General features: G+C 44.9%; 22 protein-coding genes. 4 read left to right on the top strand and 18 right to left on the bottom strand.

Annotated features, from left to right (window positions below; all coding sequences use genetic code 11):
* Window positions 1-63: 63 nt before the first annotated feature.
* The 4 genes from phnE (ACFOJ8_RS01885) to ACFOJ8_RS01870 all read right to left on the bottom strand — a co-directional run bounded on the left by phnE (ACFOJ8_RS01885) (window position 64) and on the right by ACFOJ8_RS01870 (window position 3522).
* A complete protein-coding gene (gene phnE / locus ACFOJ8_RS01885; RefSeq protein ID WP_380651899.1) occupies window positions 64-867 on the bottom strand; it encodes a phosphonate ABC transporter, permease protein PhnE in 804 nt (267 codons plus the stop codon).
* Entirely contained in the window at window positions 867-1676 is an 810-nt protein-coding gene (phnE, locus tag ACFOJ8_RS01880; RefSeq protein ID WP_380651896.1) for a phosphonate ABC transporter, permease protein PhnE, read from the bottom strand. The genes phnE (ACFOJ8_RS01885) and phnE (ACFOJ8_RS01880) overlap by 1 nt, the downstream gene beginning before the upstream one ends.
* Entirely contained in the window at window positions 1648-2451 is an 804-nt protein-coding gene (gene phnC / locus ACFOJ8_RS01875; RefSeq protein WP_380651893.1) for a phosphonate ABC transporter ATP-binding protein, read from the bottom strand. The genes phnE (ACFOJ8_RS01880) and phnC overlap by 29 nt, the downstream gene beginning before the upstream one ends.
* Before the next feature lie 84 nt (window positions 2452-2535).
* Window positions 2536-3522: a phosphate/phosphite/phosphonate ABC transporter substrate-binding protein gene (locus tag ACFOJ8_RS01870; protein WP_380651890.1), complete on the bottom strand. Its 987-nt coding sequence runs from the start codon at window positions 3520-3522 to the stop codon at window positions 2536-2538.
* Window positions 3523-3702: 180 nt separating this feature from the next.
* Between ACFOJ8_RS01870 and ACFOJ8_RS01865 the strand changes: the two genes are divergently transcribed.
* On the top strand, window positions 3703-4635 hold the full coding sequence (locus ACFOJ8_RS01865) for an aldo/keto reductase (protein WP_380651888.1): 933 nt from the start codon (window positions 3703-3705) through the stop codon (window positions 4633-4635).
* 80 nt (window positions 4636-4715) lie between these two features.
* Here the strand turns inward: ACFOJ8_RS01865 and ACFOJ8_RS01860 are convergent, their stop codons facing one another.
* From ACFOJ8_RS01860 to ACFOJ8_RS01820, 9 genes are all read right to left on the bottom strand, one after another.
* Window positions 4716-5699 carry a Gfo/Idh/MocA family protein gene (locus ACFOJ8_RS01860; protein WP_380651885.1) on the bottom strand — a complete coding sequence of 328 codons (984 nt, stop codon included), beginning with the start codon at window positions 5697-5699 and terminating at the stop codon, window positions 4716-4718.
* 77 nt (window positions 5700-5776) lie between these two features.
* Complete coding sequence (locus tag ACFOJ8_RS01855) at window positions 5777-7012, bottom strand: hemolysin family protein (protein WP_380651882.1); 1236 nt, start codon at window positions 7010-7012, stop codon at window positions 5777-5779.
* Window positions 7013-7160: 148 nt separating this feature from the next.
* Window positions 7161-7370: a copper chaperone CopZ gene (copZ, locus tag ACFOJ8_RS01850; RefSeq protein WP_380651879.1), complete on the bottom strand. Its 210-nt coding sequence runs from the start codon at window positions 7368-7370 to the stop codon at window positions 7161-7163.
* Window positions 7371-7460: 90 nt separating this feature from the next.
* Complete coding sequence (locus ACFOJ8_RS01845) at window positions 7461-8711, bottom strand: cytochrome P450 (protein ID WP_380651876.1); 1251 nt, start codon at window positions 8709-8711, stop codon at window positions 7461-7463.
* Between the two features lie 98 nt (window positions 8712-8809).
* On the bottom strand, window positions 8810-8965 hold the full coding sequence (locus ACFOJ8_RS01840; RefSeq protein ID WP_380651875.1) for a hypothetical protein: 156 nt from the start codon (window positions 8963-8965) through the stop codon (window positions 8810-8812).
* Between the two features lie 210 nt (window positions 8966-9175).
* Window positions 9176-10960, bottom strand: coding sequence for a S9 family peptidase (locus ACFOJ8_RS01835; RefSeq protein ID WP_380651874.1), 1785 nt, complete (start codon window positions 10958-10960; stop codon window positions 9176-9178).
* Between the two features lie 232 nt (window positions 10961-11192).
* A complete protein-coding gene (gene ptsG, locus ACFOJ8_RS01830) occupies window positions 11193-13232 on the bottom strand; it encodes a glucose-specific PTS transporter subunit IIBC (protein ID WP_380651871.1) in 2040 nt (679 codons plus the stop codon).
* 116 nt (window positions 13233-13348) lie between these two features.
* Window positions 13349-14182, bottom strand: coding sequence for a glucose PTS transporter transcription antiterminator GlcT (glcT, locus tag ACFOJ8_RS01825; RefSeq protein WP_380659874.1), 834 nt, complete (start codon window positions 14180-14182; stop codon window positions 13349-13351).
* 106 nt (window positions 14183-14288) lie between these two features.
* The gene (locus ACFOJ8_RS01820; RefSeq protein WP_380651866.1) at window positions 14289-15452 is read right to left on the bottom strand and encodes a M20 metallopeptidase family protein; all 1164 of its coding nucleotides are present in this window, start codon (window positions 15450-15452) and stop codon (window positions 14289-14291) included.
* Between the two features lie 163 nt (window positions 15453-15615).
* On the opposite strand from ACFOJ8_RS01820, the gene ACFOJ8_RS01815 reads away from it, so the two are divergent.
* Entirely contained in the window at window positions 15616-15936 is a 321-nt protein-coding gene (locus ACFOJ8_RS01815; protein WP_380651863.1) for a winged helix-turn-helix transcriptional regulator, read from the top strand.
* A gap of 54 nt (window positions 15937-15990) precedes the next feature.
* Here the strand turns inward: ACFOJ8_RS01815 and ACFOJ8_RS01810 are convergent, their stop codons facing one another.
* The 3 genes from ACFOJ8_RS01810 to gltB all read right to left on the bottom strand — a co-directional run bounded on the left by ACFOJ8_RS01810 (window position 15991) and on the right by gltB (window position 23196).
* Window positions 15991-17157, bottom strand: a complete 1167-nt coding sequence (locus ACFOJ8_RS01810; protein ID WP_380651860.1) for an MFS transporter — start codon at window positions 17155-17157, stop codon at window positions 15991-15993.
* A gap of 95 nt (window positions 17158-17252) precedes the next feature.
* Entirely contained in the window at window positions 17253-18713 is a 1461-nt protein-coding gene (locus ACFOJ8_RS01805) for a glutamate synthase subunit beta (RefSeq protein WP_380651857.1), read from the bottom strand.
* 16 nt (window positions 18714-18729) lie between these two features.
* Entirely contained in the window at window positions 18730-23196 is a 4467-nt protein-coding gene (gene gltB / locus ACFOJ8_RS01800; RefSeq protein ID WP_380651854.1) for a glutamate synthase large subunit, read from the bottom strand.
* A gap of 118 nt (window positions 23197-23314) precedes the next feature.
* Between gltB and ACFOJ8_RS01795 the strand changes: the two genes are divergently transcribed.
* Both ACFOJ8_RS01795 and ACFOJ8_RS01790 read left to right on the top strand, forming a co-directional pair.
* A complete protein-coding gene (locus tag ACFOJ8_RS01795; protein WP_380651851.1) occupies window positions 23315-24196 on the top strand; it encodes a LysR family transcriptional regulator in 882 nt (293 codons plus the stop codon).
* 52 nt (window positions 24197-24248) lie between these two features.
* Window positions 24249-24677: a pyridoxamine 5'-phosphate oxidase family protein gene (locus ACFOJ8_RS01790; RefSeq protein WP_380651848.1), complete on the top strand. Its 429-nt coding sequence runs from the start codon at window positions 24249-24251 to the stop codon at window positions 24675-24677.
* A gap of 80 nt (window positions 24678-24757) precedes the next feature.
* On the opposite strand, the gene ACFOJ8_RS01785 is transcribed toward ACFOJ8_RS01790, so the two are convergent.
* Window positions 24758-25207: a hypothetical protein gene (locus ACFOJ8_RS01785; protein ID WP_380651845.1), complete on the bottom strand. Its 450-nt coding sequence runs from the start codon at window positions 25205-25207 to the stop codon at window positions 24758-24760.
* Window positions 25208-25210: 3 nt separating this feature from the next.
* Window positions 25211-26011, bottom strand: a complete 801-nt coding sequence (locus ACFOJ8_RS01780; protein WP_380656977.1) for a DUF3100 domain-containing protein — start codon at window positions 26009-26011, stop codon at window positions 25211-25213.
* Window positions 26012-26110 lie beyond the last annotated feature (99 nt).

Here is a 26110-nt window from a genome sequence, read left to right as displayed (position 1 = left end):
ACCCAAGGTTTTGATGTTCTATTCTAAAAACGGAAAGTCCTCTGGGCTATGAAGACTGGGGAGCTAGACTAGGCGCCTTCTTATAGTTCCGGACAACACATCAATCAGGCTAACAAATACGATGACTACGAGAAGTATCATGCCCACTTCTTCCCAACTCCTCTGATAGGTGGCAAGTATGAGTGGTGCGCCAATTCCCCCTGCACCAACGATACCAAGCACTGTGGAAGCACGTACATCGATTTCAAAGCGGTACAATGCGTAAGACATGAACTCAGGCATCACTTGTGGGAATATGCCATACCACATGGATTGGACACTATTACCACCACTTGCTTTGATAGCATCGACGTTTTCAGTGTCCATCGATTCAATGACTTCAGCATAGAGCTTGCCGAGCATACCGATGGAATTGATACTGATAGCAAGGACACCTGCATAGGGACCAATACCGACTGCAGCGACAAAGATGATTGCAAAGATAAGTTCTGGTATGGCCCTTATGGCGTTCAGAATGGCCTTGCCCAAATAAGAAAACCTACCTCCTACATTTCGTGCCGCTAAGAACCCGATCGGAACAGCAAGCAAGGTTGCAACGAGGACACCAGCATATGCGATGGCGATGGTTTCAAACATATAAACAGTGTATTCGGCATATTTTCCATAATTACTTATGTTGATGATGGGTTCGATGAACAAACGACGTAAATTTTCAAATACCGATACTGAGGAACCATTCACCTGAAAAGGCGTCGATAGCACCGCACTGAGATAAATGCCTGCGAGTATGAATAATATCGCATATATGTACATACGTTTTTTGCGACTAAATGTTCCGTTGACTTTCAGTTTCTGGTTCTCATTCATTATTCAAGACGCTCCCTTAGCCTGTTGCTGATGAAGTCAATAATAGATATCACAACGAATAGCGTAAATATAATCGCCGCCACATTTTCATATGTGAACAAACTAAGTTGCTGTCTAAGAATAATACCAATCCCGCCAGCCCCTACAAAACCAAGCACGACAGATGCCTTAACATTGATTTCAAGACAATAAAGGGTGTAGGACGCGTACTGGGGTAAGATTTGCGGCATAACCCCATATCGTATGACCTGTAGCGTATTCCCTCCAGATGCCCGGATGGCTTCAAGTGGACCGACATCGACTGATTCGACTGATTCGCTCAACAACTTGCCGACAATGCCGATCGTTAGTACAGTAAGTGCCAGAATGCCTGATATATCACCAATACCAACTAGTGCGACAAATAATACAGCTAGAATGATCTCCGGTACAGTACGCAGAATATTAAAGAAGACTCTAACAATACGATAGAAAAATCTGTTTGTATTAATATTCGATGCTGCTAAGAAACTGATGGGTAAGGCAAGTATTGCGCCGAACGTAGTGCCGAAAAGCGCAATATTCCATGTTTCAAGTAGAGGCTGTACAACACTTCTCAAGTACTTCCAGCTCGGTGGCCAAAGGTCGTCCATTACAAAGAAGAAAATTATCGGCAATCCTTCAACGACACGATTCGGGAAAGCTTTTGTTTGGTAGACCGCACCAATATACAACAGAGTAATTATGAGGAGGACACCAAGGATGAAAAGTTTGAAACGCATTGGTGTCAATACAATACGATCAGATCTGTTCAGGCTGGGTTTCTTCATCCATCTTTTCCTCGTTTCCGATAAGGTCGTCTTCTTTAATCGGACGACCATATATTTCTTCGAACGTCAGCTCCGTCACTTCTTCAATCGGGCCATCAAAAACCAGTTCACCATTGCGCAATCCTATAATGCGGTCTGCATATTCCATTGCCATGTCGATGAAGTGCAGATTGACAATGGTCGTCAATCCATCTTCCTTACTGACACGTTTCAAATCTTTCATGACCTTATGAGATGTGGGAGGATCTAGACTTGCCACTGGCTCATCAGCCAGTATCACTTTCGGTTGTTGGGTTAACGCACGCGCAATACTTACACGTTGCTGCTGTCCCCCACTTAGATTGCTCGCCCTGATATAAGCTTTTTCTTCGATGCCGACGCGCTCAAGGTTGCTCATCGCCAGTTTCAGGTCACTTTGTGGAAACATTCCTAAAAGGCTTCTTAAAGTTCCAGTGTGCCCAAGCCTGCCGGCCAACACATTTCGGAGGACACTGATACGCTTGACGATATTATAGCTTTGAAAAATCATTCCTACATTGGTTCTTAACTTTCTCAAGTTGCGTTCTTTCAATTTAAGGATATCCTCATTATCTACAATCAACTCACCGCTCGTCGGTGTTACCATGCGGTTGATACTTCTGATAAGAGTAGACTTGCCGGCACCTGACATACCGACAATAACAACAAATTCTCCTCTATTGATTGTCAGATCTATGTTTTTTAATCCTTCATGTCCGTTTGGATATACCAACGAAACATTTTTAAATTCTATCAATAGGTCCACCATCCTGGGTTTGTTTGTAATATGTAAAAAAGGGATGGGAAGCAAGTCTCCCACCCCTCTAGCAAGTATGACCGCCTATTCGCTGAGTTCTTCTTCGAATTCTGCATAAACATCACGGACGATATCGTAATCTTCGGATGAGGCTTCAGCGAGTCCATCCCATTCGTAGATTTCGTACATGACTTCAAGCATTTCTTCGTTATCATTCAAACTCATAAATGCATCTGTAATCTGTTGCTTCATATCTTCAGGTAATTCCGAACGAACGGAAATTGTATCGTTTGGAATCTCATCTGTATTGCCAATAACCTTGACCTGATCCATAACATCTGGAAGTTCTTCTTCTACAGTAGCTCGCGCGTCATCGAACGTTGTTGCGAAATCTGCCTGACCGTCATAAACCTGTGTCACCGCATTATCGTGTCCGCCAACTGAAAGCTGTTGGAAGTGGCTCTCCAAGTTTTCAATTCCCATTTCTTTCATTTGTGCAGCAGGGAAAAGATAGCCCGATGTAGACAGCGTATCTGGATATGCCCAGACGAGACCTTCCTCAGCTATTAGATCGTCGATGCTCTCGATATCTGAATCAGCATTAACGATATACTGAGCAGTATATGATTCAGAACCATTTCTGATGGATTTCAGAATGACTTCAACGTTTGCTCTATCCTCAGCTTGTACGAAACTAAAAGGCGCAAGGAAGCCGATATCAACTTGCTGAGTTCTCATCGCTTCAATCAAACCGCTGTAGTCGACCATTACTTCTGCATTGACTTCTATCCCAAGCGCCTCGCTCAAAAATTCTTCAAGCGGTTCTGCTGTTGTTGCGATATTCCCTGCGTCACTTGAAGGAATGAATCCCATTGACAGCGATTCGACTTCTTCGCCTTCAGAACTTGATGCATCCGCTTCATTGCTCTCTGCATTTTCTTCAGTATTCTCCGAGGCGTCTCCTTCTTCAGTGGTTGCTTCTTCTGAGCTATCGTTCCCGCATGCTACAACAACTGCAGCAACTACGATGATTGATAGCATTAGAAGGAATCGTTTAAATACGATGTTCATTTCCTCTACCTCCCGAGTAGATATATGTATTTTATGAGTGGAAAAAGCCCTCTCCTATCCAAAATATTGAAATAGCATCTTCAAGTCAATGTACTTTACAGTATCTTAATCAAACCTATACATACTTAGCATTCAGATCTATATTTAAGCATGTGGTAGAATGAAAATGAGGTGATTAATATGGATAGAATCAAGCTTGGAGGTTCGGAACTTGAAGCTTCGAGGATAGTACTCGGCTGTATGCGCATTTCAGAATTGGAAACGGGGGCATTGGCCAGACATATCGGCACGGCAATCGACTGTGGCATCAATCTTTTCGACCATGCAGACATCTATGGAAGTGGAGAATGTGAGCGGAAATTCGGCAGATTGCTCGCTACTGAAGTGAATCGCGAAGATATTCTGATTCAAAGCAAGTGCGGTATCCGTCAAGGGGCCACAAAAGACATTCAGTACTATGATTTATCAAAGACACATATCATCGGTTCTGTTGATAATATACTAAAGAGACTCGAGACAGAATATTTAGATCTGCTCATGCTGCATCGACCGGATGCACTGATGGATCCTGAAGAGATTTCAGAGGCGTTCGACCAGCTCCATGCTACTGGAAAGGTCAGACATTTCGGCCTTAGCAACTTCAATGCGACCCAATTTGATTTTATCCAGAAGTATACGGACCATAAGCTCATTACCAATCAGGTACAGTTTGGACCCGCTGCTTCTCACATGATCAATAGCGGTATTCAGGCCAACACACCTTTTGACGGCGCTGCAGATAAAGATGGCGGACTGCTCGAACAATCCCGTATGAACAACGTAACGTTGCAGGCATGGTCGCCTTTCCATTACGGCTACTTCGAAGGCATCATCATGGATGATCCGAAATTCGACGTTCTTAATGCGGTACTCGAAAACATCGGCCGGTCGCATGATGTGACGAAGAATGCCGTCGTTGTTGCCTGGATACTTAGACATCCTGCCAATATGCAGACCATTATCGGTACAACCGATACAAAAAGACTTCAGAACATCGCTCAGGCAGCAGAGATCGAACTTACACGGGAAGAGTGGTATCATATCTACAAAGCAGCAGGCAATATGGTTCCTTGATCCAGTATAATTTTAATACGGCCCCCATCAATTATTGATGGGGGCCGTATCATTAGATACGCTGCATATACAGAAAAATTTTACTCATTATCTGCGGGATACAGTATGTCAGCGCCCTTTCTTGCCTTTTCAAATGCATCCATTACATGCATGGAGTGTTCGAGCCAATCAGATGCTGATTGATGGTCATTGTTATCGTAGACTTCTTTGAAATCCTCAATTTCAGAAACCATATTATTCTCATGCTGACCAAGGTCGATCGCTTTTTCGTATCCATCAGTACATATTTCGATGGAATCGATAATATTCGCTGATCCATTTACTTTGATATATCCTTGTTCTCCTTGTATCAGAACGCTGTTTTCGCTTTTCGTATCCTTCGAACCGACACACGTGGCGACACTGTTTGCATACTGCATTACGCAGACGCCCGATGTATCTATCCCGTTCTCAAACTTATTCGGGAAGTAGGAAACAGTCTCAGGTCTGCCAAAGAGCCCGATGACGAAGTGAAGGTTATAGATATTCAAGTCAGCTAATGCGCCACCTGAGTAATCAAGGTTGAAAACATTGGGTGTTTGCCCGCCCTTTAATACATCATATCGGCTGGAATACTGCGAATAGTTTGCCTGAACCACTTTAACATCACCCACTCTATGCAGATGTTCTTTTATTGCTTTGTAGTGTGGCAGGTGAATTCCGGTTACGGCCTCGAACAAAAACAAGCCCTTCTCCCGACTCAAATCGATGAGTGATTGAAGTTCACGCGTATTCGAGGTGAACGGCTTCTCGCAGATGACATGCTTGCCGTATTCGAGTGCCTGCTTGGCATACTTATAGTGTAGGTTGTTCGGCGAAGCAATGTAGACGGTATCGTATTGATTTTGAGCAAGCATTTCTGATACGTCAGTAAAGTGGTTGTCCACCTGATGTGCTTCAGCGAATGATTTTGCCCGCTCTTTAGTGCGTGAATGCACAGCATAGACTTCAACACCTTCAACCTGCTTCGTTGCTTCGATGAATCGATCTACAATGAATCCTGTGCCTATTGTTGAAATATTCAAATGAATCCTTCCTTTTCATGGTGTTTTTCTATAGTCTAACACATAAAAAGGTGTACATCCGTCTGGATGTACACCTTCTACCTACTGCCTTCTTTTACTATATCGACCTTGCGGATCATCTGGTCTTCCATGATCATCACCTCGAACTTGAGGTGGCCATATTGAAGCGTATCCCCTTCAACAGGGAAGTCTTTGAACTCCTTGAGCAGAAATCCTGAGAGCGTATCTTCTTCCTGTGGAATTTCTGTATCAAATATCGAATTCAGACGATGAAGAGTGATCTTTCCGTCACATACAATGCGGGTTTCTGTAATGGATTCCACGAGTGCATCATTCCTGAGATCTGTTTCATCCTCTATTTCAAAACCAAGCATCGCTTCTATAATATCTTCATGTGTCAGTATGCCTTCTGTACCACCAAACTCATCAATGACAATCGCAAGGTGACGTCGTTCTTTGGTCATTTTGCGCAGAACATATTCGACCGGTTGGAATTCATGTATGATCAATGGGTCCAGGTCACAAAAGTCCAAGAGATTCTTAGATGGATCGACCGACCACTGGAGCAGATATTTCGAGTGGAATACCCCAATGATGTCGTCCATATCTTCTGCGTATACTGGATACCTTGTATACATATGATTGATGACATGGTCACGCGCTTCTTCGTATGTCGCTGTTGAAGATATGACCTCCATCTCGGTCCTTGGGGTCGTCAGAACATCCTTCACATTCAAGTTACGGAATTCCAGTACCCCTTTGATTCTGTAGGACTCATCCTTTGCAAGCATCCCTTCGGAATCTGCGATATCAACAATGGTACGCAATTCATCTTTCGAGACTGATGCAGCCCCCCCAAGTTCCCCTTTTGAAAGTATTCTAGCCAGTGCATCCGTTAACCAGTTGAGCACAACAGTGATTGGCTTGAAAATGACGACGAAAAAAGTGATTATGGGTGCGACCGCCATCGCGATGGGTTCCGGAAATGTTGCGGCCACCGATTTCGGGATGACCTCTGCGAAAACAATGATGATAATGGTCAGTGCAGCAGAAGCGATCGCTACATTAACACCATAGTCGAGTGCCATTGTCGTCACGAGCGTAGGCAGCAGTATGTTTGCTATATTGTTGCCGATAAGTATCGTAGTGATAAATACACTCGGTCTTGAAACCAGTCTCAGAAGACGTTTTGCTGAAGCATCCCCTTTATTCGCCCTGGACTGTAATTTCATTTTATTGACTGCTGTCAGGGCTGTCTCACTACCTGAAAAAAACAGTGACACAAACAGCAGTATAATGATCGCAATGATCAATTTTTATCCTCCTCGAATATCTCTAGCTATCTTAATATTACTTTACACAGATTCTTTTCATTTTACCATTTTTTTATGCTGATGTGTACTGATTAGAAAGATTACGTATAGAAAATACCTACTCCTAACGGAGCAGGTATTACCAAAATCAATGTTTTACATCATAGCCCTGATTTTCTATGGCTTTTTTCATAACGGTTTCGTCTACTTCCGACTCATCATACTCAACGTTCACTTCATTCAAATCAAGATCAACATCTACAGAATGGACACCCCTAAGTCCCGACAATGCGCCTTCTACGGCACTCTTACAATGTGCGCAGGTCATACCTTCAACGGCTATTGTTTTCTGAGTCATTCAATCCCTCCTTATTCTTATTTAAAGTATAAAGTGTGTACCGCAGTATTTATCTTAATTGACCAGTTGTGCATGGTTGTTATATTCATCTTAGAGGAATCTGAAGTTGTTTACTTTTACTTTGTCGTTCGGTACAGCTGGAATGTCATTGAATTCGAAGCTGAAATCCTGCTCTGGTACATCATATGAGATTGTGTTGACGAGAAAATCAAGAGTCGCACGCATCATGACAATCGTAACAAATTCTCCGGCACAACGATGGCCGAAATCATAACTACCACCGCCTTGCGGGATGAAATTGAACGGCGTCTGTTGCCAGCCTCTGAAACGTTCAGGCATGAATGTTTCTGGCTCCACCCAGTCCGAAGGATGACGATTCGTGCCATACAGATCGAGCAGAGTCAGTGTTCCAGCTTCGAAGAAATACCCTTGCCACTCGAAATCGATATCTGTCCTTGCAGCGGCAAAAGGAAAGAACGGATAGTATCTGCGCACTTCCTGGATGAACCATTCAAGTTCAATATCATCTGCACCTTTCAACTTCTCCTTTTCTTTCGGGTGTTCATGTAGCGCGAGACCGATCATGGCTACCCAAACGCTCACCGCGTTCATTGGACGTATGAGGTTTAAAATTTCGACTGCTGCGGTCTCCTTATCTAAAAGCGCACCTTTTTCATCCCTATGAAAGGAGAATGTGTAAAGTGCTTTCCCCTGATCTACTTCAATCTTGCCTGCTCTGACGTCTTCCACGAGGTTTTCAATCCAGTCGTTGACCTTCGAACGGGAACGTCGCCCTTTCCAGTGCTGGAGACCCAGAGCAGCTGGCGATTCATATAGATCAGAAATCTGTGAAGCAAGTGCATTCTTTTCGGAGTCTTCAAGCGGTACCCCTGTCCATTTGCAAGCCACCTGAAGAAATACGACTTTTGCCGCTTCATACAGTGACACGGTCTCGAGACTCCCGGCTTCTTTAAAATACAATTGCCAATATTGGCGTACAAGCATACCAATCTCGTCCATCGCCTCGTCATCCATCTGGGCCATGAACATTGCCTTTCGATTGCGATGCGCTTCTCCATCAAGTCCTTGCACACCTCCTTCACCGAATAGCGTCTTCTCTACTCTGGAAGGTGCAGCGTCCCGACGTCTGAAACGCGTGTCGTCATAAAAAAGTTCTGCAGCCTCGCTACCGGTCAGACATATCGCTTTCTCTCCCATGATCCGGGTCTCAAACACATCGGTATTCAATGCTTCACGCCTATTCATTACGAATCCATATCCTTCTTTAAGTACACTCAGCGTCCGATCGAATCCATCATCTTTAGGCATTTCCTGTGCCACCATATCTCCTCCTATGAATACGTTTACTGTAGTCCTCCTCTTCCCTCTTAAATCAAGTTCTAAGCGTATGTATTGGTACAAAAAAACAGACCTGATGATCAGGTCTGTCCATCGTCATCCTTTTTTCTGAGTACAAAGAAGTTCGTTACTGCAAAAAACGCGCCAGCAAGTATGCCGAGCGGCCAGTTATCGAACCCGACGCCAACTAATACCAGAAAAAATATACCTGACGTTAGAGCGATAGCAATATGCATATATCTTCACCTTTCAGACCTGAAACACCTTTAGAGCACTGGTGACAGCTTTGATCATTCTCATAATGAGTCCAATTGAACTCAAGAACATTTCAAACAAAAAGCTGTACCAGGCTTCATTTTTATAGGACGGTATTTCATTTTCTTTTACAATGGATGTCCTTACCCACCTGACTCATTCTAATTGTCTGCACGGAGAATCACAAGAATCTACTGGTGCTTTTCGAGAAATTCGAGCATGGTCTTATACACTTTGATTTCATTTTGCTTCTTTGAAAATCCATGACCTTCATCATCCAACACAAGGTAGTCAATTTCTCTGCCTGAACCTCTTAGTTTCTCGACAATTTGATCCGACTCTTCTTTGACGACTCTCGGGTCCTTCGCTCCTTGGATGACAAGCATCGGTTTTGACATCGTATCCAAGTAGGTGATTGGCGAATCCTTCTGGAATCGCTCTTTATCCTTCTGCGGATCCCCGATCCAGCGCTCCATGATCGGTTTCCAATGATCTGGTACGGAATCATAGAAGGTGAAAAGATTGGAGACACCGAATATATCGACGACTGCCTTGAAATATTCCGGATGCCTACCATGCAGAAGCAGTGCCATGTAGCCGCCATAACTTCCGCCGACAAGGAAAAGTTTCTCGGGAGATGATATGCCATTGTTATAAAGCCATTTGATGGCTTCGACATTATCAAGACGTGGACCGTGGCCCCAGTCCTGCTCGACAAGTTTTACAAAAGAAGACCCGTAGCCTGTGCTGCCTCTGAAGTTTGGGCAGAATATATTATAGCCACGGTTCAAAAACATCTGGAACATCGCCCGGTAGGATTTGCGCTCTGCCGCCTGTGGTCCGCCATGTGGCCAGAATATCGTGAAGCCGTTGCTATTTTCATCTTTCGCACGAAACAGTAGTGCCTCGATTTCCAAGTTATCGTAGGATTTAAAGCGAATGGTTTCAGGTTCCACCATGTCATCCGATGTTACACCAAGCACGCGGTTCTTTGTGAGTGTGTTCCATTTTTCGTGGCTATATCTCCAAATGTTGAATGGCTCTGTTGCACTGCCGCCAAGTACATAGAGATCACCGCTCTTCACCGTACTCAACTGTTTAATGGAGGCAAAAGGCAGTATGATTTCATCAGACTGATCATGATTGAGATCATAGTAGTAGAGCTTATCCACAACACCTTTTTCCGTTGTGACGTAGAGCATGTTTGCATCACGGTTGAACTGGACTTCCGTCACCGATTCATAACCAAAATCCATGACTTTCGAGAACGCTTTATCTGTCAGATTGTATTTTGCCAAATAGCTATACTCACTCTCGTAATCGGTGGCAAACCAGACTTCATCATCCTTTATGAATGTTAACCCGCTGACCGTATGCACTTTATCCGGATCGGGGGTGATATATTCAAAACCCGAGCTTGTCTTGATGAACCCGAGAATATAGGTGTTAGCCAGTAACTGAAGATGTGCTGTATGCTTTTCATCGTTCGATACATCGACCAGATAGGTCGGCCCCCGCTCACCTTCGTGCAGCGTCTTTTTTTCACCTGTCTCAATATCGTACACCTCGGTATTCAGGAAGCTCTCATTTCCTTTTGAAGTCATGTAATAGATTTTATTGCCGTCTTGGGACAACTTGGCAAAGAAATACTTTTCATCCGATTCACCAGTGATGAGCGGTTTTGGCACACCGCCTTCAGGGCCAGTCGCATAGATCTGATAGTTCTCATCCCCATCATGATCATATCCAGCCAAGACATAGCGGTTTTTCGGATCAAATTTTATGAAGTTCGTATTCTCGTCCTTTTGCGCAAAAAGATATGGGTATGTATCTGCAGCATCCATAGCCCAGATATTCACTTTGCCATTCATATTGGTACTGAACAGGATCTTTTTTTCATCCGGACTCACAGTAAAGTTGTTGATATTATAAGACGTAAAAAACTGCTCAACCGTCGGTTTTGGAAATTCAATCATTGTACAGACCCCTTTTATTTAAATATACTCTTACCACTATTGTAGTCTAAAACTATTTTTGTGACAATTCAGACATAAAAGTATGATTTTATTCTATTTATCACCTCTCGCTTATCTCCATGAGTTAAACCACTCTTTATCCATCGCAAATACTAGAAAGCCAAATTAAAATTAGAAACCATGACGATATACAAAAAACAGCATGCACTTGATGTGCATGCTGTCCTTTATGCTACTTAATGTTGATGACGACATCATCATTACTTACTTTGCCAAATTCTCTGGCTGCAATTTCCGTACCGGCTGGTCCGGTGATGATAATCGGTGTAATGTCGCTCTTTGCATTCTGTCTGATGTGGTCAAGATCGACTTCCATCAGTACATCACCTTTTTTGATTTTATCGCCACTTGCAACTTTCAAATCGAAACCTTCGCCTTTAAGGTTCACTGTATCCAATCCGAAGTGGATGAGCAGTTCCAGTCCACCTTCGTTGACGAGACCGAGTGCGTGTTTGGTTGGGAAGTCAGTGACGATTTCACCGTCGAATGGTGCTCTGACTGTACCGCTTGATGGCTTGATCGCAATACCATCACCCATCATCTTCTCACTGAAGACTTGGTCTGGCACTTCGGCAAGATCCACTGCCTCACCTTCGATTGGTGAATAGACATCTTTATTCTCATCGGACATCATCTGTGAATCTTGTGCTGCTTCCATGTTATCGTCAGTCGATTCCGTCACTGTCGTTTCAGCTGGAGATGTAATCTCACCATCGATAATACGCTGCATGTCATTTCTAATCTGGTCTGATTTTGGACCGAAGATCGCTTGCATATTGTTGCCGACTTTCATGACACCTGAGGCACCAAGTGCTTTTAGTTTCGGCTCATCGACAGCGGTAGTATCTGCCACTTCTACACGCAGACGTGTAATACATGCATCGAGATGCTTAATATTTTCTTCTCCACCCATCGCAGCGAGTACATTGAATGGCAGTTCTTGTGCGGTAGAAACCGATGTTTCTGATGTCTCGTCTTCTCTACCTGGTGTTTTAAGATTGAGTGCCTGGATGAGGACGCGGAAGATAACATAGTAGATGACTGCATATGCAGCACCCACAACAAGTACCCACCACCACTCTGTACGGTTTTGTAGAATGCCGAACAGGAAGAAGTCTATGAAGCCACCTGAGAATGTATAGCCCAGGTTTAAATCAAGCAGGTAGAGGATGAGGAAACTGAGCCCATCGAGTACTGCGTGTATAACATAGAGAATTGGCGCAACAAACAGGAATGCGAACTCAAGCGGTTCTGTGATACCTGTTAGGAAACTTGTCAATGCTGCTGAGAGCATGATACCTGCAACATATTTTTTACGTTCAGGGCGCGCTGTATGATACATCGCAAGTGCTGCTGCCGGCAGACCGAACATCATGACCGGGAATTCACCCTGCATGAAGTTACCTGCTGTCAGCTCAACCCCATCACGCAGTTGTGCAAAGAAGATATTCAGATCTCCACGCACGATTTCCCCTGCTGCGTTCGTGTAGGTTCCGAATTCGAACCAGAATGGTGCGTGGAAAATGTGGTGTAGACCAAATGGAATAAGTAATCGCTTGATCATACCGAAAGCAAATACGCCGATTGCCGTATTCTCTTCCATGAGCCATAGGGATACTTCATTCATGGCATTCTGGATTGGCGGCCAAACGATGAACATTGCCAAACCGATGATGAATGCCAAAGCTGCTGTTACAATCGGTACGAAACGTTTCCCGGCAAAGAACCCGAGGAAGTCCGGAAGATTGATGTTGTAGAACTTGTTATAGGCCCAGGCTGCGAGTATACCGATGATGATACCGCCGAATACACCCGTCTGAATTGTCGGAATGCCGAGAACACTCGCAAAGGCCGGGTCATCTGCTGCCATTTCCGGCGTGACGCTTGCAATCTGACCCATAGTCACGTTCATGATCATGTAACCGACGAATGCTGCAATCGCTGCAACACCGTCACCCTTAGCGAGACCCACTGCCACGCCTAGTGCGAATAGTAAGGCCAAGTTGTCAAATACGACCGAGCCCGCTGCTTGAAGCATGTCGGATAATGCCACAATCCAACCGGCCTCTAAAAACGGCAGCCAATCAACCATCGCATCAGTCTGCAGTGCCGCACCAATACCGAGCATCAGGCCGGCAGCTGGCAGAATCGCCACTGGAAGCATCAGTGCTTTACCGATACGCTGTAGCTGTCCAAAAAGCTTTTTGAACATAATGATTTCCTCCTGAAATAAGATTTTTATGAAGAAGACACAGAAAAAGAGCATGAGAATACAGAGAATAGTTAAATAAACCATTCCTGTAGACTCATGCCCTTTCGGTAACACGTCTATTTAGAATAATGTTTGAAATGCTGTATGTGCATGGTAAGATAAACAACTTCTGAGTCATATACCTTGCGCTGCAATTTATTCTGTATCATCTTCATTATTTTTACAGCTATATTATAGCATGCCGGATATTGCGCTTTCAATAGCAAATCGAATTGTTCTTGCGAAGGGACACTTTCCCCATTCATCACCCGTTGCACGCAGAAGCTGATGTGCCGTACAAATCGATCGTACTGGATGGAGGACTGGTCGATCGTCGTATCAAGACCATATTCGATGATTACGATTGCCTGATGGACCACCTCCGATAAGACATTCATATCATGGAGTGAACGGTTGTATATGGAGGAGTGCACATGGAGTGCAATAAAGCCCACTTCTGCTTTTGGCAGATGGATGCCATATTTCCTGTTGAACATCTCAACAACAGCTTCAGCAATCCTGAATTCCTTTGGGTAGAGCGCTTTTGTTTCATTGACGAAAGGATTGGTGATCTCTATCCCTTCTTCCTGGCGCTTCATTGCAAAAAGCAGGTGATCTGTCAACGATAGAAGTATCCTGTTATTAATGTTCTCGGTCGTCATTTCGTCAATCAGTTCGATGGCCTCGAGTGTAGATTGGAAAAGTCGTTCGTCCGCCATGGTCAAAAGTGTCTGGTACCTACTCGTATCCTGCTGGCCTTCAAGCTTGTACACTTTATCTGCCTCTTCAATATTTAGGACGTCGCCACTCTTTCTGCCAAATCCAATGCCGCGCCCGATCAGTACTACTTCCTCGAATTCGTCCGTACCGATCACTACATTATTGTTCAATGCTTTTTCAATCGTTACCAAAGATCCTCCCACTTTCATCGTCTGTTCATTCAAATATATATAATGCCGACGATAAGTGCAAGGTGTAGATTTCCAACAAAAAAGGCCGGCAGCGCCGACCTTTAGTCTATTGTTTTTGTGTCGTGAAGTTCACAAGTGACCGGATTGCGGTTTCAATGCTCTTTTCAGAGAAGATGACTTCTGGACTGTGAAGGGAGTATGTGCTTTTCTCTTCGTCCTTAATCTGCGTACCGATTCGGAATGCTGCACCGACGTAGTCCTGCATGTAGAAGGCAAAGTCCTCAGAACCCATGGAAGGCTCCTTGAGTTCATGGAATTTTACATCGTCTCCACTATTGATGAAGTCTTGGACAAGTGCTTTATTGTTGATGACGGGCGGGCAATATCGGCTGTATTCAATCTCGCAATCAGCGTCCGACATCTTCACAAGATCGTCCGTATATTCTTCGAGCATATGCTTCGCCATCTCAATCGATTTTTCAGAAAAGCTTCGGATGCTTCCCCCAAAATGAAGGGAATCAGGAATAACGTTGTTCTTTTCTCCTGCATGTATTTGACCGACTGTGATAACGACTGGTGTCGCCGGATCGTTGAAACGGGAAGCAATACCCTGTATGAATTGAATGATGTTTGAAGCCAGATAAATCGGGTCGGCGGTCGTATCCGGGTGGGCAGCGTGGCCACCCTTGGCAGTCAGCTTGACGTCAAAGGTGATTGAGCCTGCCATCATATCCTCTTCTCTGTAACCTACAAGGCCCTCTTCGAGTGTCGGCCATGTATGGAACATGACCATCTTATCTACAGGAATTTCGAGACGCTTCAGTTCGTCATTGATATACTTCGCACCTTCCAAAGTCTCCTCTGCAGGTTGGAAGATAAATACTAGGTTGCACTGGAGATCTTCGTATAATTCGTCGATCACCTTCGCGAATCCGTAAATTATACTTGTATGGATGTCGTGTCCACAGGCATGCATGACGCCTTCATTCTCTGACTTGAAATCCAAGTCATTCTCCTCAGTGATCGGTAGCGCGTCCATATCTGCGCGTACGCCGATATACTCGAGGCCGGGATCCTTCTCCATTACCCCGATCAATCCGGTGTTTTCGGATAGCTCATAAAATTTAATCTTCGTATCTTCCAAACCATTTGCCACAAGCTTTGTCGTCTGATATTCCTCGAAGCTCAATTCCGGTTCTTTATGAAGCTTTCTTCTGAAGTTGACGATATGTTCCAGATGATCTTCTATTACTCGATCTTTTAAAGTCATTGTGAGCCTACTCTCCTAAGTATTAGTATTAAAACTCAATTTACATTGTATTTATCCTGTTCAAGGGTACCTAAACACCAAAGACAGATTTGATCATAATATTTTCAATATGGTTGTAAAATGCATATAAATGAGGGTATAATATTACTCAAGGAGTGATGACATGGATTATTCGATTTGTCCGAAACTAGAAAATGCTATGGGTGTGCTTGGTCAGCGATGGACTGGGCTCATTATTTACCAGCTGATGACTGGTCCAAAACGTTTCTGTCACTTGGAGGCTTCTATGGGCGTCAGCGGCCGTGTCCTTTCAGAACGGCTTAAAGCTCTTGAAAAGGAGAGTATTGTAAAACGTGAAGTCTATCCAGAGACACCTGTGAGAATAGAGTATACCCTTACTGAAAAAGGAAAAGCTGTCGAACCCTTCATGAATGAACTCCAGAAGTGGGCAGAAGAATGGTTCGAAGTGCCTCAAGAAGTATAGGAGATACCTCAGACAGTATATAAAAAGCATGTGTTCAAATTGAACACATGCTTTTTATGCCTTATTCTTTTCATATCTTCCATAGACTAGATAATAGACGATAGCACCGAGTGTCACCAACACAACCATCGAACTGTATAGCCCGTTATAACCTAGTGTTGGTACCAGCGTGCCCAGAATGTAGGAACCGACACCAAGACCAAAGTCGAGAGCGATAAAATAGGTTGATGTGGCCAATCCTACATTTTTAGCATCGGCCACCTTGATGCAGAGCGCCTGTGTAATCGATTGGAAATTACCATAGCCGAATCCGATCAGCACACCAGACAACAGCAACATGAAACCTGATGAAGTCTGACCAAGCGCGAGATAACCGAGTGCAAGGAGCGCAAAGGATGGATAGATGACGATATTTGCCCCACGCTGATCCATAATCCTTCCTGTGATTGGCCTTGAGATGAGTATGACAGTCGCGTACACGAGGAAGAAGTAGCTCGCTGTAGCGACCAAATTCTGTTCCTCCGCAAAGAGCGATATAAACGACAGCACCGTCGAATAAGTCATGCAGATGATCAGTACAACAATGCCGACGGGCATCGCATTACGATCAATCCACTCAAACTTCGGTTTCGGTTCCCTAGTCAGATCGACCGTCGTATTATCTGTTTTGACGAAAATTGTGAAAACACTTGCGATTAGAACAAGCACAAATACGATCATGAACAGTGTCTGGTATGTAATATGCTGGAGTAAAAAGAATGCCATGAACGGCCCGAGTGCGGTTGCCATTACAAAGCTCAGGCTGAAATAACTGATGCCTTCTCCACGACGTGACTTTGGTAATGCAAGCGCTGCGATGGTGCCGACCGCAGTGGTTGCAACTCCGTTGGCCAGTCCATTGAAAAAACGTACCAGAAGCAACATCGGTAGATTACCTGCCACAAAGTACAGACCATAGGTAACGATGAACATACCTGTTCCGATATACATGATTCTTTTCGCACCAATTAAACTGAGTTGATGTCCAGTTAGTATCCGACCGATCAGTGAACCGACGATAAAGATTCCTGCCACAAGCCCGGCAGTACTTGTAGAAACATTGAATTCATCCACTGCATATCCACTGATGGTAACCATCAACAGAAACATCGCAAGCATGATGAAGAAATTAAAAATGAATACAATCACAAAGTCCTTTGTCCATAAACGTTCTTTTACCATTTGACCATTCCTTAATATGTATGACTATTCAATCCACATCATACCATACTTGATTGAAACGCAAAGAGTGCCGGTCAAGATGACCGGCACTCTTTTTAGGAATAGATTCTATTCTGTACAGCGAATTTATGCGCTGCACGCGCTACTTCTCGTCCTTCTTTGATTGCCCACACGACAAGACTTTGACCGCGTCTGGCATCACCTGCAGCGAAAACCTTTCTGCGATTCGTCTTGTAATCGTGCTCATCAGCAGCAATCTTGTTGTTCTCGAGCTGCAGATCGAACGCTTTTGGTAGTGCGCTCTCCACGCCTTCAAAACCGATGGAGAGCAGTACAAGATCTGCCTTGAAATAGCGCTCCTGGTCTTCCATTGTCACATCAGTCAGTGGCTGCTGGCTGAGCACCTGTGTCTGGATGCCGTTTAGATCACCGACCAGATCGACATCATAAGCCATCGTCTGTACACCGTATGCACGCGGCTCCTGGCCGAATGCACTCTCATACTCTGCATGTGCATAATCGAGCTTGAACACTTGCTTTTGAAGCGGCCAAAATGGATTGCCATCGACCTTATCCGGTAGACGATCATACTTGTTCAGCTGGAAGACCGACTTACAGCCTTCTCTGAGTGCCATTGCCACGCAGTCAGCCCCCGTATCACCACCACCGATGACGATGACATGCTTATCCTTAGCAGTGATAGATGGTGAGTCGATTTCATCGAACTGGTACTGGATTTGTTCAGTGAGATAATCCATGGCGAACTGAATGTCCTTACTCTGCCTGCCCTCAAGCTTTAGGTCTCTCTGCTTGCGTGCACCTGTGGCAACAATGATTGCATCGTATTTCTCATCCAGTTCCTCATAGGTGATGTCCTTGCCGACTTCGACGTCGCAGATGAAATTCACACCGGCCGCTTCCATCAGTTCAACCCTACGTTCAACGACTGCTTTATCCAGCTTCATGTTCGGAATACCATACCTCAGGAGGCCCCCTGGCTTGAGATCTCTCTCGTATACATCTACATGATGACCCCAAGAGTTGAGCTCATCTGCAGCGGTCATACCAGCTGGTCCACTGCCGATGATAGCGATGCGCGTCTCCAGTCTATGATTTGGCGTCCTCGGTTCCACCCAACCTTGCTCAAAAGCTTCGTCAATGATCGTACGTTCGATGCCTTTGATGGCTACCGGATCACTGTTGATTGATAGCACACATGAAGACTCGCACGGCGCCGGGCACACATTACCGGTAAATTCCGGAAAGTTGTTGGTTTCCATCAGACGTCTGTAGGCTTCTTTGAACTGCCCTTTGTATACGAGGTCGTTCCATTCAGGGATATAATTACCGATCGGACAGCCAACCGTTTCTTTGCCGACCCCCATCCCCGTCTGGCAGAAAGGCGTTCCGCATTCCATACAGCGTGCGCCTTGCTCACTCGCATCTTCATTGCAGAAGCGATGCTGGAACGCTTCATAATTCGAGAGTCTCTCTTTTAGGTCCTCTTCTGCCAGAGCTTTTCTATGGTAGTTTATGAACCCTTTAAATTCACCCATACTACACCGCTCCTTTCTAGAATATGTTCATTTTATCCAGTTCTTTATCTTCAAAGACCAGTTCTCCATTGAATGCTTTCAGTTCTGCTTCTGCCTGAGAATGCGCATTTTCAAGACCATAACGAATCTTCTGCTGCATTTTTCTGTATTCGACAGGGATGACTTTGATAACTTCAAGCTCTCCTGCCTCTATTTTCCTGATTGCATCACTTGCTCTACCACTATTTGTAAGCGTCTGATGGTCATAGAGCATGTGCATCACTTTCGCCAGTTCTTCAGCATCTTCCACAAGACCCACTTCAATCATTTCATGGTTCATGTTGACCTGGTTCTCAATGACCGACTTCTCATTGATGATATAGGCGATGCCACCGCTCATACCTGCAGCAAAGTTCTTACCGATTCCGCCGATAATGACGACACGCCCACCTGTCATATACTCCAGTCCATGGTCACCGATACCTTCGACCACAACTTCTGCCCCACTATTCCTAACACCAAAGCGCTCTCCGGCAACACCATTGATGAATACCTGGCCATCAATTGCGCCGTATAGACACACATTCCCAACGATGATATCGTGGCTTCTCTCTGCAACCGGCGCCTCGACAATGATACGCCCACCAGAGATTCCCTTACCGACATAGTCGTTCAAATCACCGATGTGGTGCATTGTCAGTCCTTGCGGAATAAATGCCCCATAACTTTGCCCAGCATGACCGAATGTGTTCACTTTGTACGTGTCGGTTTTAAGTGTGGCCATACCTTGTTTCTTTGTAATCAGACTGCCAAGCTGTGTACCGATATTTCTGTGTCGGTTCCTGACATGATATGCCGCTTCATGCGATTCTCCTGCCTCTACCTTACTCTCGAAGTCTGGCAACAAGTTGAGATCGTCAAGTGACCATTCGAACGGGTGCTTCTGTACATCCACTTTTCTTCTTGCTCCATCAATCGGCGTCAAGAGAGGCGCAAGATCAAGCTCACCCAAATGATGGTTGGCTGTTTTCTCTGTATCCACTTCAAGATGTTCCACTGCACCGACAAGGTCATCCATGGATTTTAAGCCGAGTTCTGCCAAGATTTCTCTGATATCCTCAGCAATGAAATGCATAAAGTTGATTACATGCTCCGCTTTACCCGTATAGAGTTTACGCAGATCACCATTCTGCGTTGCGATGCCGACTGGGCATGTATCCTTGTGGCATACACGCATCATGATGCAACCGAGTACGACGAGCGGTGCAGTAGCGAATGCAAATTCTTCTGCACCGAGGGCACAGGCAATCGCCACGTCACGGCCTGTCATGAGCTTGCCATCGGTTTCGAGTGTCACCCGCGATCTCAGACCGTTCAGCTGAAGTGTCTGATGCGCTTCTGTGAGCCCAAGTTCCCAAGGTAATCCGGCATGCTGAATGCTTGTCAACGGAGAGGCACCTGTCCCACCATCAAAACCACTGATAATGATCTTATCCGCGTAAGCTTTCGCGACACCGGCAGCAATTGTACCGACGCCGCCTTTGGCGACAAGTTTGACTGAAATATCCGCTTCCTTATTGGCATTCTTCAAGTCGTGAATCAATTGGGCAAGATCTTCAATCGAATAGATATCATGGTGCGGTGGTGGTGAAATCAGTCCGACACCGGGCGTGGAGTTACGAATCTCAGCAACCCACGGATATACTTTCTGACCCGGCAGTTGACCGCCTTCACCTGGCTTCGCTCCCTGTGCCACTTTGATCTGTATCTCCTTGGCACTATTCAGATACTCGCTGTTGACACCGAAGCGTCCGGACGCCACCTGCTTAATGGCACTGTTTAGGTCTCTGCCATCTTCCTTCGGCAGGAATCGTTCACGATGCTCTCCACCTTCGCCGCTATTACTTCGCCCACCAATCTGGTTCATTGCTTCTGCAAGTGTTTCATGCGCTTCTTGAGATAGTGAGCCGAAACTCATTGCACCTGTTTTAAAACGCTTCACAATCTCTTCTTTCGGTTCGACCTGATCGATGTCGATCGGACGGCGAGATTTGAATTTCAATAGATGGCGAATGCTTGAATTCTGGCTGCTGTGCATATATGTCTTATATTCTTCATATGCTTTTTGGTCATTGGTACGACAAGCAACCTGGAGTAGTCGGATTGAGTTCGGGTTGATGGTGTGATCCTCACCTTGTTGACGCCATTGGAATCTACTGCCGGACTCAAGATGATCAAGTCTTCTATCCTGCATCTGTTTGTTTCTGTAGTCAATATCCTCAATCGATAGTCCGCCAATTTTGGATGGCGCATCCCCGAAGTAGTCGTGCATGACAGATTTACCAAGTCCCACAGCTTCGAATACTTGCGCGCCATGGTAGCTCTGAACAGTCGAAATACCCATTTTTGCCATGACTTTGATAAGCCCTTCCGTCAACGCCTTATTATAGTCATCAACCGAGTTCGTATCCTCACTGGAAACAGAGATCAGTGTCTCTTGGGCAATATACGGGTGAACTGCGTTGGCACCGAAGCCGATTAGTGTCGCAACATGGTGCACTTCCCTAACTTCAGCTGTTTTCACGATGATACTTGTCTGTGTACGGCACTCTGCCGCTATGAGGGCCTGGTGGACAGCGCTGGTCGCAAGAAGTGACGGAATGGCGTACCTGCTAGGCTCCTTCAATATGCGTTCATCAGTCAGTACGATGACCCCGTGACGTGTCGCCTGTTCTGCTTGGGATTTTATGGACGAGAGTGCATCCTTAAGTGAACCTGTATATGTGATGTCGATTTCAATGACTCCAAGTTGCTGTACATCCTCACGGTCCATGATGCGCTGATCAATGACTGGTCGATCCAACTGAACGCGGTTAACCGCTTCAACACCTGGTGTAAGCAGATTGCCTTCTTGACCAAGATACGTAATTTCACTTGTTACGATCTTCTCACGATAAGAGTCAAGCGGCGGATTCGTTACTTGCGCGAAGTGCTGTTTGAAGTAATCGAACAGCAGCTTTGAATGGTTCGACAAGAAGGCAAGCGGCTGGTCAAAGCCCATAGCCCCGATCGGATCTTTAACTTCGCGGGTCAGTGGCTTCATATATTTCTCGATATCTTCCTTCGTATATCCGAAGCGGACGAGCACTTCATGTAGTGTTTCCTTATCGATCGCTTCACGCTTGAACGGTGCTGATTCTGTATCGGCACTGCGCTTTTGTGTCATCCATTCACTGTAAGGTTGCTGTGTTGCGATATTATGCTTCAGTTCATCATTCTCGATGATCTTCGATTGATCAAAATCGACCAAGAGAAGCTTACCGGGACTCAATTGCCCTTTATAGAGTACTTCCGACTCCTCAACATCCACGACACCTACTTCTGAGGAGTAGATGATTTCGTTGCTTCTTGTGACATAGTAACGCCCCGGACGGAGACCATTGCGGTCTGTAAGTGCACCAAGTTTGTGGTTATCACAGAAACTGATCATTGTCGGCCCATCCCATGGTTCCATCAGATAGCTGTAGAATTCATAAAAATCCTTAACTGCCAGATTGTCGTAATCTTGGTACTTCCACGGCTCAGGAATCATAATCATCGCAGCTTGTTCTGGAGACATGGTCAAGCTCATGAACTCCATAACATTATCGACGATAGCCGAATCACTACCGCTTTCATCGATGATGGCCTCTATTTTTTTGCCCTTTTCGCCGAATGTATCTATGAGCCATTGTTTCGTACGTGCCTTCATCCAATTCATGTTACCTTTGATAGTATTAATCTCACCATTGTGCATCAGAAGACGGTTTGGATGGGCACGTGCCCAGCTTGGGAAGGTATTGGTACTGAAACGAGAATGGACAGATCCAAATTTTGATACATAGCGCGAATCATTTAGATCCAGATAGAATTGCTTGATCTGTCCGGCGCGCAGCCAACCTTTATAGACTATCGTTTCGTTAGAGAATGAGGCCACATAGTGACCCACATTTTCACTTTCGAGATTCTGCTCGATCATTTTCCTCATATAGTAGAGATTCAGCGGCTCATGGCAGTCTGTAATTACCTGCATGAACTGTGGTACTGTTTCGCGCACGATATCCGCCAAGACATCCTCGTTGATCGGCAATGCTCTAAAGGCAATGACACGCTGACCTTCTTTAGATACAGTCTCTTCAACCACTTTCTTGAACGTGTCAAGAGATGCCTCCGCTTCAATCAAATACATGCCAACGGAATAACGACCGAATTCCGGCAGTCCCTCGATTTCTTCGTGTAGGAGTGCATGTGGTATTTCAGTCATGATACCAGCACCATCACCTGTGACGCCATCATTGCCGACACCACCCCGGTGATCCAATCTCTCAAGCATTTCAAGAGATTTGATGACGATGCCGTGGGATCTTATATTGTCCATATTGGCATAGAAACCAATGCCGCATGCGTCGTGTTCATCCGTATGATGATATAAACCTTTTTGTTTTATTGGCTGATACAGACTCATACCAGGTCACTCCTTTTTCAGAATATTTTAGTAAGTATATATTATCATCTGAACCACCTATACAATCAATATATCAATGATATAATATTAATATCAAAATTAGATTGGTGATCAAAATATGGAGATCAAACAGCTGAAATATTTTATTGAGACCGCCAGACAAGAGCATATGACCGAAGCTGCCCTTTCTTTGAACGTTGCCCAATCCGCTCTTTCGAGGCAGATTAACCTGCTAGAAGGGGATCTCGGCGTTAAATTGTTCAATAGAGTAGGCAGAAACATTAAATTGACCGATGCCGGAAAACTTTTCTACGAAGATGCCATAACAATCATCGAGGCTGTTGAAAAATCGAGAGAAAAGATCAATGAAGAGAACATACAGAAAAAATATACATTGAATATTCATATCACACGTTCCGACATGACTTCCAAAGTGCTACAGTCATTGAACCAGTTCCTTAGACATAATGATGGAGTGGAGTTCAATATCCATACACTGGATGAAGCGAGCGTGGAAGAAAAACTACTCGATGAAACAATCGATATCGTCATCTCGGCCAACAAGTCCAACCATCCGGATGTAAAAAGCGCCCTCTTGTTCGAGCAGAACTACTACTATGTATTCAGAGCGAGTAACAGCGTCCAGCTTCCGACGCGCGCCTCCCTAAACGAGCTCGAGGAATTCCCACTCGTCGCCTACGATCCCGTATATGATAGGCGCGAGCTCTTTAGACGTGAAGATATCGGTATTTATAAGGATATGACAATTATTCAGCATCTTTTGATCGACCATGGCCATGTCGCCATACTGACCCACGAAGAAACAAAGCAGCTCACCTACAGCTATCCGAATTTCACTGTCCACAGCCTAAACCATCTGAATATTAAGCATCCAATGTATGTCAGTATGCGAAGTGACAATCAGAAGACATTCGTCGGGAGATGGTACAACCAGCTGCACCAGTCCTTCAGTCCATTATTTCAGCCATATTCGGATTAAATCTGGTGATTAAGGGTAGAAGTGTCCTATGTATAAATTAGGAGGGAATTTCATGAATAGAGAAGACTTCAAAAACACATTGAAAGAGATTCTAGACAACAATAAGATTGGGACCCTAGCTACCATCCGCGACAACAAGCCGATCAGTCGCTATATGTATTTTTATAACGATGCGCTAACGTTGTACGCCTACACGAAAAAGGATACGTACAAAGTAGAAGACCTTGAAGAAAACCCAAATTCGCATATACTGCTTGGTTATGAAGAGAGAGATGACTTAGGTGAAAGATATGTAGAGATTCAGGGCAAAGCAAGCTTGCCGGGAGAAGTGTCCTCAGACGTTGACGCAATGCTCGCAGACGCAGGCAAGCGCTACGAAAAGCTAAAAGAAGAAGGCGACCTCCAGATTATCAAGATTGAAATCGATGCAGCAAGAATTATGAATGATGATGACACAGAACCTAAAACTGTAGATCTATAAACAATCGGTGGGTACTTTAATCCCTCAACGTTAACTCATAAAAGCATAAAGAAAGCGGCTACTCGAGTAGCCGCTTTCTTTTATATGATGCCCTGGACTCTTAATACAATTTCTGCGATTAGGGCAGATCCTAGAAATGTGCCGATAAATACAAGTATCGCCACGACAAGCGATTTCCAGCCCATCTCCTTAAAGTCCATCCAGTTCCTGCCGATGGATATGCCAGCATAGGCAAGGATTGGTGTAGTGATGGCCAGTAATTCGATTTGGCTCGTCCATTCAACAATATAGCCGGAACCTGGAAACCAAGGAATGGAGATGAAGATGCCGATTAGAGCAATGTAACCTACCGCAGGGATATTTAAAGGTATGTATTCTTCCATGATCATGCCAAGCAGTGCAATTGTAATCAGTATAAGTATGCCCAAAACCGCGCCCCAATTGTAAATATCGTAACCAATCATGTTGCCAAGGAGCGTCACCCCAGCGAATATTAGAAGTATCAATGTCCAGTCTATTATCTTTTTCATTGTCTACTCTCCCTGACCTTTATTCTTATTCATCAAAGCATAGATCTTGTTGGCCAGTGGTAAACCAATTAGCATACTGACGTATAACCCAGTCGCAAGGGAAATCAGGTTACTCGCACCGGCAAGGGCAATGATTTGCGATTCAAGTTCGGGATAAGCGGCAATCAATGTCCCACTGCCTGCAGCCATCATGCTACCACTCCCTACACCGGAAGCGAGCGCGAAAGATAGAGGATTAAGTGGTGTCACAGTCGCCAAGATACCCGCCAGCAGCCCAAGAAATATCGCACCGAAGACTGTACCGAAGATATACATCGTCATGACGCCGCGCCCTTCTGGCGAATCAAAACCATACCGGTCCATAATTAAGCCGACATTCGGTTCCCGACCGATAGAGTGAGTCATACCAACACTCTCCCGTTTCATTCCGAGCCATATTGCCACCGGCAAAGCGATCAAAATCGTGCCAAGATTACCAAGTTCCTGCAAGATTAGTGCCGGTCCTACCGCAATGAGATCTTCAATCTGTGGACCGATCACAACCCCGATCTTTGCGATGAGTACCCCCACCCCCATGACGATTAGCGGTTCTGCATTTTTTGACTGTCTCTTCGAAACAACCGGTGTAAAATAAAGAGCGAAACCAATCGCCAAAGCATACAGCATCGGCAGGAGCAATATAGCTCCAGGGCCAACAGGTATTGAAATCTGTCCAATGAATTCGGTTAGAACGACAATGAGCAACACAAGCACATGCAGTCGCCAATCCTTCAGAATCGTTCTTATTTCCACTTTTTCACTCATATAATTCCTCTTCTCCATAATCGTGAGTTTCTTAATCATAAGCACTTCTATGATTAAACTGAATATTATCACAACTATTGGCCAACAACAATTTCTATT

The organism is Salinicoccus sesuvii, from assembly GCF_042648145.1.
Taxonomy (GTDB): Bacteria; Bacillota; Bacilli; order Staphylococcales; family Salinicoccaceae; genus Salinicoccus; species Salinicoccus sesuvii.
This window is presented reverse-complemented; position numbering and strand designations above follow the sequence as displayed.

Excerpts from the sequence above, each read along its gene's own strand:
- phnE (WP_380651899.1), bottom strand. The coding sequence starts at position 867 with ATGAATGAGAACCAGAAACTGAAAGTCAACGGAACATTTAGTCGCAAA.
- phnE (WP_380651896.1), bottom strand. The coding sequence starts at position 1,676 with ATGAAGAAACCCAGCCTGAACAGATCTGATCGTATTGTATTGACACCA.
- ACFOJ8_RS01870 (WP_380651890.1), bottom strand. The coding sequence starts at position 3,522 with ATGAACATCGTATTTAAACGATTCCTTCTAATGCTATCAATCATCGTA.
- ACFOJ8_RS01865 (WP_380651888.1), top strand. The coding sequence starts at position 3,703 with ATGGATAGAATCAAGCTTGGAGGTTCGGAACTTGAAGCTTCGAGGATA.
- copZ (WP_380651879.1), bottom strand. The coding sequence starts at position 7,370 with ATGACTCAGAAAACAATAGCCGTTGAAGGTATGACCTGCGCACATTGT.
- ACFOJ8_RS01840 (WP_380651875.1), bottom strand. The coding sequence starts at position 8,965 with ATGCATATTGCTATCGCTCTAACGTCAGGTATATTTTTTCTGGTATTA.
- ACFOJ8_RS01835 (WP_380651874.1), bottom strand. The coding sequence starts at position 10,960 with ATGATTGAATTTCCAAAACCGACGGTTGAGCAGTTTTTTACGTCTTAT.
- ptsG (WP_380651871.1), bottom strand. The coding sequence starts at position 13,232 with ATGTTCAAAAAGCTTTTTGGACAGCTACAGCGTATCGGTAAAGCACTG.
- ACFOJ8_RS01820 (WP_380651866.1), bottom strand. The coding sequence starts at position 15,452 with ATGACTTTAAAAGATCGAGTAATAGAAGATCATCTGGAACATATCGTC.
- ACFOJ8_RS01815 (WP_380651863.1), top strand. The coding sequence starts at position 15,616 with ATGGATTATTCGATTTGTCCGAAACTAGAAAATGCTATGGGTGTGCTT.
- ACFOJ8_RS01810 (WP_380651860.1), bottom strand. The coding sequence starts at position 17,157 with ATGGTAAAAGAACGTTTATGGACAAAGGACTTTGTGATTGTATTCATT.
- ACFOJ8_RS01805 (WP_380651857.1), bottom strand. The coding sequence starts at position 18,713 with ATGGGTGAATTTAAAGGGTTCATAAACTACCATAGAAAAGCTCTGGCA.
- gltB (WP_380651854.1), bottom strand. The coding sequence starts at position 23,196 with ATGAGTCTGTATCAGCCAATAAAACAAAAAGGTTTATATCATCATACG.
- ACFOJ8_RS01795 (WP_380651851.1), top strand. The coding sequence starts at position 23,315 with ATGGAGATCAAACAGCTGAAATATTTTATTGAGACCGCCAGACAAGAG.
- ACFOJ8_RS01790 (WP_380651848.1), top strand. The coding sequence starts at position 24,249 with ATGAATAGAGAAGACTTCAAAAACACATTGAAAGAGATTCTAGACAAC.
- ACFOJ8_RS01785 (WP_380651845.1), bottom strand. The coding sequence starts at position 25,207 with ATGAAAAAGATAATAGACTGGACATTGATACTTCTAATATTCGCTGGG.
- ACFOJ8_RS01780 (WP_380656977.1), bottom strand. The coding sequence starts at position 26,011 with ATGAGTGAAAAAGTGGAAATAAGAACGATTCTGAAGGATTGGCGACTG.